The sequence below is a fragment of the Mycoplasma sp. 332 genome, from assembly GCF_052378275.1.
Lineage (GTDB): Bacteria > Bacillota_I > Bacilli_A > Mycoplasmatales > Metamycoplasmataceae > Metamycoplasma.
Genome location: NZ_CP198998.1, coordinates 205097 through 217094, shown reverse-complemented (window position 1 = coordinate 217094; position 11998 = coordinate 205097). Strand labels below are relative to the sequence as shown.

The following is an 11998-nucleotide window of genomic DNA, read 5'->3' as shown; positions in this document are numbered from 1 at the left end:
AAAAAAAGCAAAATTAACCAGGCTAAATTTTAAAAAAGCTAGTAAATTTCACATTTCAATAGCAAAATAAGTTCAAATTTGATGCCCAATTTATAACCTTGCCCAATGTTCATAACCCGAAATTCAAAAAAAAAAAAAAAAACATTATTATATTAGTAAAAAAATTAAATACCAAAACATAAGAAAAGGTTTAAATATGACTGAAAACAAACATGAAATTAAAACAAAAAAGAAAAAAACACCTAGAGTTTTACTAGGAGCAGAACTAGCAATAGCAGCAACATTAGCAACTGGTGCCATAATAACAGCATACCTAGTTAGCAATAACCAAAATAAGTTAGAAATAAACAAACAAAAAATAACTAGTAACTCAGCTTCATTTATACTAAAAAACTATAAAAATTATGAAAACTCCGAATTTACAGCAAGAATCTTTCCCGAAAATAATCCAAAAGCTTTTCTTGAAAAGAAATACATTATAAACAAAAATAATGAAACTATTTCTTGAGGCGAAAAAAGAAACGAAGCTCCTTTAGAATCTAGCACTGATTATGAATTTCAAATAATTTTTAAAAATAAACCTATTTTAAGCCATAAATTCAAGACATTAAACAATATAACTGAACTTAATAAGAAAGCAATAGAACAAGAAAGAACAAATAAACTATTAAAAGAAGCGCAAAAAATTAAAGAAGATTTAGAAAGAAAACTCTTAGATTCACTTACAAAAAACCAGGAATTAAAAAAACAAAACGAAATTTCTTTAATAAACAAAGAGCTTGAAGAAGCAAAAAATAAAAAAGAACTAATAAATAACCAAAAACAAAATGCTGATAAAAATCTAGAAAGAATTAACAACATAATTAGCCAAAAAGAATCTGAAATTCAGGCACAAACTAATGTTAGAAATCAACTAGAAGCACAAAAAAATGACAATCAAGAGAAAATCAATAAACTACAAGAAAAGATCAAACAAACCGATCATCTTTTAGCACAAAAACAAAGTGAAATTTCAACTAAAAACAATAAATTAATAGAGGCAAATAAAGAACTAGCGCAAGCTCAGGAAGCCCTAAATAATTCAATGCAAAATTTAGATAATATTAATCAAACAATCATAGACCTCGAAAAACAAAGAAAAAATCTTGAGGCAAATTTATCACAAAATAACAACAGTTTTCAAGAACAAACCAACAAAATCGATCAAATAACAATGCAACTGCGCTCTGCTATTGATGAATTAAAAAAAGAAAATGAGAATCAAAAAAATAAAGTAGAAAAAGCTGAACAAGCAAAGCAAAACCTGCTAAAAAAGCAAGGAGAAATTTCACTAAAAAACAAGGAATTAGAACTTACACAAAGACAAAAAGAAACTCTCGAAACTCAGAAACGAAGTGTGCAACAACTTCTTGATAAAATTAGTTTAGATATAGGCAAAAAAGAAAAAGAAATTCTAGATAAAACCGATGTAAAAAAACAATTAATGGTTGAACAAAATAAAGCACAACAAGAAGTTACAAAAGCAAATGAAAAGCTAGCACAAGCAACACAATCACTAAATCAAAAAGCAAGTGAAATTTCAACTAAAAATAATGAATTAATAGAGGCAAATAAAGAACTAGTACAAGCTCAGGAAGCACAAAAAGCAACAAAGCAAAGCCTAGAAAACACAAACAGACAAATAAAAGAACTAGAAACTAAAAAAGAAGAGGCTGATACAAACCTTTTAAATATCAACAATAATTTACAAGAGGAATCAATCAAAATTTTGCAATTAGCAAATGATTTACAAAGTGCGATTGATGCATTAAAAAAAGCAAATGAGTCTCAAAAGAGTGCAATAGAAAAAGCAAAGCAAGCTAAGCAAAAACTTTCGCAGAATCAAAATGATATTGCTCTAAAAAATAGGGAATTGCAACAACAAAATAATCTAAAGAGTTCACTACAACAAGAAAAAGCAAAACTAGAACAAGACCTACAAAAATACACGGAAGAAATAAAACAAAAAACCGCTTCCAAAACTACCAAATCACAAGAAAAAAACAAAGCTTCAAGTGCATTAGATACAAGTAAACAAAAAGTCACAGAAACTGAAAATAAATTAGATGAAACTAACAACTCAATTAAAGATAAATCAGTTGCTGTATCTAAAAAAGAAAAAGAATTAGAAATAGAAGAAACTAATTTATCAAATCTACAACGTTTAGAACAATATAATATGCAAGTGTTGCAAGAAAAAAACACCGAATTAGACGGAATTAGTCAAATTTTAGCGCAAACAATACATACATATGAAGAGGCTTATAATCAACATAAATCAGTAGAGCAAGAAAGTTTGAATGCAAAAAATAATATTGAAAGAATAAAAAAAGAAAAAAAGAATGAATTAGAAACTATTAAAGAAATACAGGATGAATTTAACCAGGAAAAGAAAGAGCTTGACAACGAAACTGAAAGAAGATGAAAAAAAATAAAAGATATCGAAAACGCCCCTGACACCAAAACAAGTGAGGAAAGGGAAAAAAGAAATGAAGAGTGAAGAAGTGCAATAATATCATGATATTATTGAAATAATTTTTCACTTAAATCTCGGTTAGAGAGACTCAAAAAACAATATGATCGAGAGCTGATGGATTGGGATTCTGACAAAATTATGTCTGAACTTAAGGCTGCTGAGCAAAAATATAACGATGCCCAAAAGGTATTAGAAGAAAAAACAAAAATACTTGCCGAAAAAACTAAAGAAAAAGATAATGTTCAACAAGAATACAACAATGCTGAACGTGAAAAAAATAACGCAACGCGTGAACTTGAGCAAACAAAATCTTCTATTCAAGCAAAAAATAACGAGATAGATAGGATAAAAAGAGAGTTAAATGCTGCGAAGCAAGAACTTCAGGATGCTAATGTTACAAAACAATCAAATATAGCAGAATTACAAGAAGCTAAAAAAGAATATGAAAGTAATATAAAAAACTTAAATACAAAAATTGCAGAAGAACAAAAAGCTGTAGATACATTAAATAATGTAGAAACAAATAAAAATTTATTACAACAAAAAATACAAGAAACTGAAACAAAAATAAATCAAATAGATAATGAAATTGCTAAAATCAACCTTTCATTAGCGCCATTAACTAATTCAAGCAAAACATTGCAAACAGAAAATAACGGAGCTGAAAGCGAATTGAGTCAAGCTAATAAAAATGTAACACAAAAAACTAGTGATCTTGAATTAGCAAACACTAAATTAAAAGAAGCAAACGCTAAAATTCAGGAAATTAAGAAAAATAAAGAAGAAGCAACCTTAGCAAAACTAGAAGCTGATAATAATTTAAAGGAAACTCTAAAAAATAAAAGTGATCTCGAAACGCAACTTCAAACCACGATACAAACAATAGATGAAAAACAAAAAGAAGTAAACAAAAAAAATAATGCACATGAAATAGCAAAACTAGAAGAACAAAAAGCCCAAGCTAATAAGGAAAAAGCAGATTTTGAACATAAAATAGCAACCCAAAAACTAAATAATAAAAATCAAGAATTAAACAACATATCAAAGCAATTAAATGATGAACAACAAGTATTGCAAGATTATAAAACTACAAAACAAAATACACAACAAGAAGCTGACAAATTAGCAAGTCAAATTAGCATTGTTAATGAAAATATTAAAAATATAAAACATGCTATCAATAACTCAAATCAATCAAAAACCATAACTGAAAACACAAATGCACAAGCACAAAAGGATTTAGAAGAAGCAAATAAGAAGGTAGCAAATAAAGCTCAAAATATAGAAAATATAAACTTAAAATTACAAGCAGCAAATAAAGAAATTAAAAAAATCAAAGATACTAAAGCTAATGATGCTTCAAAATTGAAAAAAATAAATAGTGATATTCAAATGTTTTTAAACAAAAAAGAAGAAAAGGAAGCTGAGTTAAAAACTTTGACACAATCAAAGGATAAAAAAATTGCAGAAATAAATAAAATAAACAAAAATCTCGAATTCACAAGATTAGAGCAACAAAAAACTCAAAATAATAAAGATAATACAATATCATTATTAGATATTGCACAACAAAATCTAGATAACACAATTAAGCAATTAAAAAATAAAGATAACGAGTTGCAAAAAACCAAACAACAACTTAGCGAATCTCAAAATATCTTAAAGGAAACAACACAAGATATAAGTGAACAAGAAGAAAAACTAGAAACTATAAATAAAGATATTACAAACCTAAACCAAACTTTAGTAAGTAAAACAAAGGAAAAAGAATAAGCAAATTTAGCAAATACAAATGCTAAAAAAGAATTAGAAAAAACAAGTCAAGAATTAGTTGAAAAATCAAAGAAACTTGAACAACTAATCAATAAACCACAAACCTATACTAATAACTAAAAAACAAAAATATCAAAAAACATCAGACTCAAATTTAAATAAAAAGATTTGGGTCTTTTCTTATTTTGTATTAAAAACAATTAAATTAAGTTTTATTAATAATTTAGTATAAAAAAAAGAATAAAAAAAATGGCGATCGTAGCAGGATTCGAACCTGCGACCACATGCTTAGAAGGCACGTACTCTATCCCCTGAGCTACACGACCGTTGCATATAATATTTTAGCACTAAAATAAATTTAAGAACGCTTTTTATAAAATTTATTTTTGCATTAATTATCACAATACATATAAAATGAATTTTGATATCAAAATATGAGCTTTTTATATAGGCTATTATCCTATAATAAAAGATGCAAAATTTTGATAAAATTGTAGTTAAACAATTAAATAAAATCATAAATCTATCTTAATTTAAGTTGAGTTTGTATTTTTAAATCATAAAATTGGAAAAATAAATATTTAATTTCAAATATCAAAAAATTTTGTTTTTGTATAAAGCAACACAAACTTATAAATTTTTCAAAATCAATAAGTTTTTATAAAGAAACTAATTAAATTAATCTATTTCACATCTTTGCATAAGTAAATCAATAATTTTGATAATGAACCTTAATAAAAGCGTAAAATTTCAATATTATAGGGAATTAAGAGGGAATTAAAATATGAAGAAAAAGTTCTTATTTCTATTAGGTACACCATTACCACTAATACCATTGAGTGCTGTTTCATGTTATAGTGATTTTGATTATTTAGACAATGGTCCTTCTAAAATTTTTAATATCAAGAAAACAAAATTTATAAATTTATCATCAAAAGATTATTCAATAAAAAATAAAAATCTAAACTTATATTTTCTTGACAATAAAATTCATCAACCATATGTTGCTATTGAGGAAATGTTAGGTGTTTTAAATGGCTTCGTTGATACTTCGCTAATTAGAAAAAAACCGACTTATGACATCAATGCAACACAACTAGTTTCAAATAATCAATTAATGTATATTGACGCAGATCGTGATATTATTAGTGTTAGCAACGAAGCATTTTTTAATTTTGTTAAGCAAAGCAATTTGACTAATTACTCACGCTTCATAAGTTATGAAGGCTCAAAAATTGAAAATATTAATGATTTAAGCGGACCTATCAAATTTGATTTAAGAAGTTATCACATCGATATTTTTAAAGAGGGGAGAAGAACTTTTATTCCTTTAAGTATTTTTAATACCTTATTTTGTAGTCAAAACTATTACAATCTCTACTATAATGGCGATGCGGTTTATGGTAAATTTTTTTCACTAATGGAAGATGAAAATGACACTTACTCATATCAACAAGGTTCATGGTCGGTGGATAAAGAAACAACACAGGATCGAATTTATAACCTTGATAATCTCTTATTTACCCTTGACAATTTTTATGGACTTAAATCATACAAAAATATATCAAACTTTCAACAGTATATCAGCGATATAAAAAAAGAATTATTAAGCAATAATCCCGATATATATAACAAGGCATATGCAAAATTATTCTTTAACAAATTAAATGACTTGCATACTAGAATTAATATGTTAAATATATTCACAAACAATAGTAAAAAAATCAATGATTATGCATCTAAATTATATGGAACTGAACGAAGTGAATATGCCAAAGTTAATGAATACCTTGAGCAAAAAAGAGCCATACTTGAGCAAAAAATTAAACAAGATGGCTTTATTATAAATGGTAACTTAGCATATATTATTATCGATAATTTTGAAACAGCATCTAATAATGAAATTTATGCAAAAAATATCAAAAGTGACACATTTGAATTTTTAAGAAATACATTGCAAAAAATATTAAAACAAAAAAATATTAAAAATGTTGTGATTGATATTTCTAGAAATGGTGGTGGAAATATTGGAGCAATGTATCGTGCTGTTGGTTTATTAACAAATAAGGACATTGTTGTGCATAGTAAATCACTACTTTCTGGTATTATAGAAACACAAAAATATAAAATCGATGCTAACAAGGATGGCAATTATTATGATAATGATGCATTTGAAAACTTTAATTACTATATATTAACTAGCAAAAATACTTTTAGTGCTGCTAACACATTTTCAGGAATCATAAAGGAACTAAAAGTAGCCAAAATTATAGGTCAAAAATCTGGAGGAGGGACCGCGCCTGTATTGCCCTTGGTTTTGAATGATGGAACATCAATATCAACTAGTTCACCATTAAATTATTTATATAAACATCACGGATCAGAAATAAATCTAGAAGATGGTGTAAAACCAGACATTGAAATTCCATATAACAACTTTTATGATATAGACTATCTAACTAAAATTTTGCCTAAATAAATCTAAATTTAAATTGATTTTTTTCTTTAAACAATAAAGTAGGAATTTAAAATTCCTACTTTTAGATTTTTATTTTCTTAATTTCACTAGCGATTTTTGTATTAATAATTTTAGATAATTCTAAAATATCTGCGTCAATTATTGCCTGATATGAGCCAAACTTTTCCAATAATTTTTGTTCTATCTTAGGCCCAACACCTTTTATTTTTGTTAAGAGACTATCTGTAATTATTTTATTGTGTCTTTTATTATAAACGGCCTTAGCACTCTTATCGACATCATATTGAATTTGCGATAAAAAATTAAACACCTTAGCATCTGAAATTTTAATTTCTACGCCACTATCATTAATTAATCTTGCAAACTCGTGGTGATTATTTTTTACAAGTCCGAAAATAGGCACATTTTTATGAAATTTTTTCAAGGCCTTGATTGCAGCATTAATTTGAATCTCACCGCCATCAACAAAAATCAAATTAATATCTTCATCAATTGAATGATCACAAAAAAATTTACTAATATTTTGATACATATAATGGTAATCAGAATTAGCATCTTCATTTTTGCAAAGTATATAAGAACGATTGAATTTCTTAACATTAATTCCATCAACAAAAATCATCCCTCTACCAACGACTTCTTTAGTTGCTGATTGAAATGAATTATCGAATATTGCAAACCTTGAACAATCAATATTTAATATATTTTTTAAAGATTGGAGAATATCATTGCTTTTTGTTTTATCTTTTATTTTCTTTATTTTATTGCTTAAATCATTCTTAGCATTAGCACTAGCTAAATCAAGTAATTTAGAATTTATACTATAATTCTTTTTAATAATCGAATTTCTAATTTCTTTATTAAAAGGCTGATTTTTATATTTATCATCAATAATTATTTGATCAGGAATAGGATTGTTTTTATAAAAATTTTCTATAAATTCAAATACCAATTCTTCTTCATTTTTTTCAAAACAAAATTGAAAGTCTTGGCGATTATTTAACAATGAATAACGATATTGTAAAATAGAAGCAAACAAAATATTATCATATAAATATACGCCCCATACATCAATAGATTTTTTTGTCTTTAATCTAATGTTTTGGATATTATTCTTTTCGTTTATAAAATCAAGAATTTTTTTAAGTTCTTCCGCCCTTCTAAAATCAAGTTGTAAAGAGGCGCTTCTAATTTTACTAATTAATTCTTGTTTAAATTCTTTATTAAATTTTATTATTTCCTTTGCTTTTGCGAATCTCTTATCTACCTCTACCGGAGTCATTTTTTTAATAATTAATCCTTCTTGCGTTTTTAATAAATGGACTAAATATTTAATTAATAGACGTGTTTTTTCACCATCTACAACCGGACCATAATAAATAATATCATCACGTTTTTTATATTCATTTTTAAGTTGTATATCAATACTATTGGCTTTTTTTATAATACAAATATAAGGATAATTATTATGAGAGGGGAGCATTACATTATATTTAGGTTTATATCTATTAATACTAGCTCGTTCAAACATCAAGGCTTCCGATTCCTTATCAAAAACGGTTGTATCAAAAGAAGCAATATGTTTTAACATTGCACTAGTTTTAAATGAATTATGAACATTTTTGTCAAAATATTGTGACATCCGTGATTTTAGGTTTTTGGCTTTGCCCACATAAATAACATTGCCATCTTTATCTTTTCAAAAATAAACACCAGGTTTTGTTGAAACGTCTTTAATTAATTCTTTATCAATCATTAGCTATTTCATATTTTCTTCAAGAGTATGAATAATAATATCTAATCTTCTAAATGGATCAATATCAAAATCATTAAGAGTTATTTCATAGGCAATATCTTCAAATACACCAAACTTAGGTTTTTCGATTGTTTTATCTAACTTCAAATTAATGTACTTAATTGGCTTTTTATCTAATAAGAAATCAATATTAAATTTATAAAGTGGTTTAATATCTTTAATAATTTCTACCCCTTCAATTTTATTTTCTATAGCATGATAATAAAAAATACTATTTAATGAATTTTTTCTACCAAACGAAATTAACAAAGCATATTTTTTATCATGAATTTTAATACCTAAAACTGCATAAGGGTCAACCAAATAATTCTTAAATTTTTGGTCATCCAATATCAATGCAACATACGGATGCGAAAGATGAATTATTTTTTCAAATTCTTCATCGGAAATTTCATACAAAATAGCATTATCAACCAACGGAAATAATTCTGTTTGTTGTTCTAACGTGATAAAAGCCTTTAAATTTTGCTCATTTTCATTAGGCGAAGTTGAAAATCCCATGTCATCGGTTGCTAGATAATATTTACCAAATTCTAATTTAGTATACACATATACGTTTTCGATAATTTCGTTTGTATCAGTGGCAATAACATTGGCCTGAAATCTTTGATATTGCGGAAACATTTCTCATCTATCAATCATAAATAATTCATCCTTTGTTATTTCAAAAAGAGTGCCTTTAACTTGATGGGCAATATCTTTTTTTAATAAAAAATATGCAGTTTCATCAACACACTTAGCATAGCCATTTAATAAAGCGGGTCTTCTTACGCAATCAGGCGACAATAAATTTTTATAGAACAATTCATCTTGAATAGTTCCATATGAAAATAAATAAATTTTGTTGTCTTTTTCCATTTTTACTCCTTAAACATAAACAAATTTTAGGTAGATATTATTAATTATATTTAATATTATTTTTTTAAGCCCATTTTAGCTTGTAATATTTAAAAATTTCCTAATTTTGAGCCTCTTTCTTTTTTTTTTTTTTTTTATCTAAAATATTAAATTAATATAAAAAACTATACAAAAAATATTTTATTGAGGTGTTTATGAAAAAAACAAATAGAAGAAAAAAAGTTGTAGCCGGAATAATAACTGGTGTTTCAATTGGGGCAACAATTGGAACAGGCTATGTTCTTTTAAATGAAACAATAAAATGAAATCACACAATGGCAAAATTACAAGCATTAATAAAAAAGATGAATGAGTGGAAGAAACAAAATGAAATTGATAAAAAAACATATACTCGCGATCTTTATGCAACCTTTGAAAAAGAACTAAATGAGCTAGACCAATTATTAAATATAAAAGACATCAAAAAAGTAGATGAAATATTAACTAAATTACAATCATCTAAAATTAATTTCAAGAATTATAAAAGTCAATATGATAATCTTGAATTACTTAATGGTGAAGCAATTTCTGAAAAATCGTCATTTAGTGATCTTCTTACAAACTATGAATCTAAGTACAATAATAAACCTTTTGCTACCAAATATATAGCTATTTACAATCAAGAAAAAACAAATTTGGAAAATCAATACAATAATGCAACCAATGAAGATGGACTTGCAAAAGTAAAAGCCAAAGCTATTGAATTAAAAAACAATCTCCAAGTGTTGTTTAACCTGACAGATGAAATTTTAAATGCAAAAAACATTGATTCAAAATTTCCTTCTGATATCAAAAATAAAGGTATATTTGAAAAAGCAATCAAAGAAGCTGAAAAAATTCTTAATAATCCAAATGCAACCCTAGAAGAAAGACAAAAAGCACTAAATTCTTTACATGAAAAAATTTCAGAATTCCAAAAAACTCTATCATTAGAAAAACAAAACCTAATAAAGCAAATTAATGACTTAGTAAAAGATGCCGAAAATTATAAGAACACAACCCTCGATTATGACAAATATAAAAATTTAGCCAAAAAATTAGACGCTGAAATAACCAACATAAAAAACAAAATGAGCAAAGATAATGAAATTGCTACACTAAGAGAAATTCTAGAAAAGGCTAAACCACTAAAAAGTGATGCACAACAAATTAAAGAAGCTATTGATGGTTTAATCCAAGAATTACCTTCTTCACAAAAATTATTAAAAGAAATCGAATCAGCTAGTGATTTATTTAGTTCTCAAAAAATTGAGGACGAGTTAAAAAATGCAATAAATGTAGGTAATGAAGCTCTAAAAAAACTTGACAAAAATAGTATTACAGAAGCTTTAGCTAATCTAAACAGCAAATCAGAACAAGCAAGTGATTTAATTACAAAACAAAAAGACAAATTAATTAGTGAAATAACTGGCTTAATTGAAAAAGGACATCAACAATTAGATAAAATTAAATCTTCTGATGAATATGAAAATAATAGAGATCAAATTAGCGATGCCATTGAAAATGCACAACGAAACAATAATACTAATACTTTGTTAGGTGATCTAGTTACAAATAAAAATATACTTGATAGTTTATTAACAAAAACTAAAAAGCAAGTCGCAAGAGATAATCTGACCAGAGAAATTGCTATTGCAAAACAAAATCTTAAATATACCAAAGAAAATAATATTATTAGTTCGACTAATGAATTTGAAAAATTCATACAAGATGCTGAAAAAACGCTAGAAACATTAGATAATGAACAAAAATCCGTAGATGAAATTGAAGTTGAATATAACAACGGTGCCAAAACTTTAAAAGATAGCTACCTTCAAAAATCTAAGGAAGCATCTATAAACACACTAGTTGAAGCTAAAAAACTTAACACTGAACTAGAACAAGAAAAATTTAAGGACAACGGAACTTATCATGTTTCTAAAAAGGATCTACAATCAAGAATAAATTCGGCCGAAGAAACAAATAGCAATGCTAACTCAAATAGTTACAATGTTCTTGAAAAACTTAACGAGCTAAATAAAGCAATTAAAGAGGCTAAAAGATTCCGTGATGCTGATGAAAATGAACGCAAGAAAATAATTGAAGAAATTATCGAATTAAAAAAAGACATTATTAGCAAAAAGAATGAACTAATTGGTGCTCAAAATGGGCTAAAAAATGAAAATTCCGAAAAATATAAGACATTAATCAAGGAATTAGACAAAGTTTTAGAAGATTATAATACTAACATTGAGCCAAATGTTAGCGATTTTGGTGTCGCACGATTAGATGATGTTAAGGTTAATCTAAAAAAAATAGTTGATAAAATACCTAAAGAAAAAGAGGAAATCAATAAAAAATTTAGCGAATTAAATACTAAATTAGATGAATTAGTTAAAAAAGCAAATGACTTTGTATCGCAAATGCCAACTGATGAATATAATCCTGAAAAACAAGATTTAAAAGATTTAATAACCAAAACGCAAGATTCGAACCAATAGGGATGCTATTGATGAATTAAAACAATTAGTTGAAGATT

The 11998-nt window shown here is 26.1% G+C and carries 5 protein-coding genes and 1 tRNA gene; 3 read left to right on the top strand and 3 right to left on the bottom strand.

Annotated features, from left to right (window positions below):
• The first annotated feature begins 196 nt into the window (after nt 1–196).
• Nucleotides 197–4288 carry a hypothetical protein gene (locus ACT1UH_RS00865; protein WP_444705079.1) on the top strand — a complete coding sequence of 1364 codons (4092 nt, stop codon included), beginning with the start codon at nt 197–199 and terminating at the stop codon, nt 4286–4288.
• A gap of 250 nt (nt 4289–4538) precedes the next feature.
• Here the strand turns inward: ACT1UH_RS00865 and ACT1UH_RS00860 are convergent.
• Nucleotides 4539–4614, bottom strand: a tRNA-Arg gene (locus tag ACT1UH_RS00860).
• A gap of 458 nt (nt 4615–5072) precedes the next feature.
• On the opposite strand from ACT1UH_RS00860, the gene ACT1UH_RS00855 reads away from it, so the two are divergent.
• Entirely contained in the window at nt 5073–6767 is a 1695-nt protein-coding gene (locus ACT1UH_RS00855; protein ID WP_444705078.1) for a S41 family peptidase, read from the top strand.
• A gap of 61 nt (nt 6768–6828) precedes the next feature.
• Here the strand turns inward: ACT1UH_RS00855 and uvrC are convergent, their stop codons facing one another.
• The gene (gene uvrC / locus ACT1UH_RS00850) at nt 6829–8523 is read right to left on the bottom strand and encodes an excinuclease ABC subunit UvrC (protein WP_444705077.1); all 1695 of its coding nucleotides are present in this window, start codon (nt 8521–8523) and stop codon (nt 6829–6831) included.
• Between the two features lie 3 nt (nt 8524–8526).
• Entirely contained in the window at nt 8527–9441 is a 915-nt protein-coding gene (locus tag ACT1UH_RS00845; RefSeq protein ID WP_438340751.1) for a gamma-glutamylcyclotransferase family protein, read from the bottom strand.
• 194 nt (nt 9442–9635) lie between these two features.
• Here ACT1UH_RS00845 and ACT1UH_RS00840 point away from each other — a divergent pair, with 194 nt between their 5' ends.
• Entirely contained in the window at nt 9636–11960 is a 2325-nt protein-coding gene (locus ACT1UH_RS00840; protein ID WP_444705076.1) for a hypothetical protein, read from the top strand.
• Nucleotides 11961–11998: the final 38 nt, after the last annotated feature.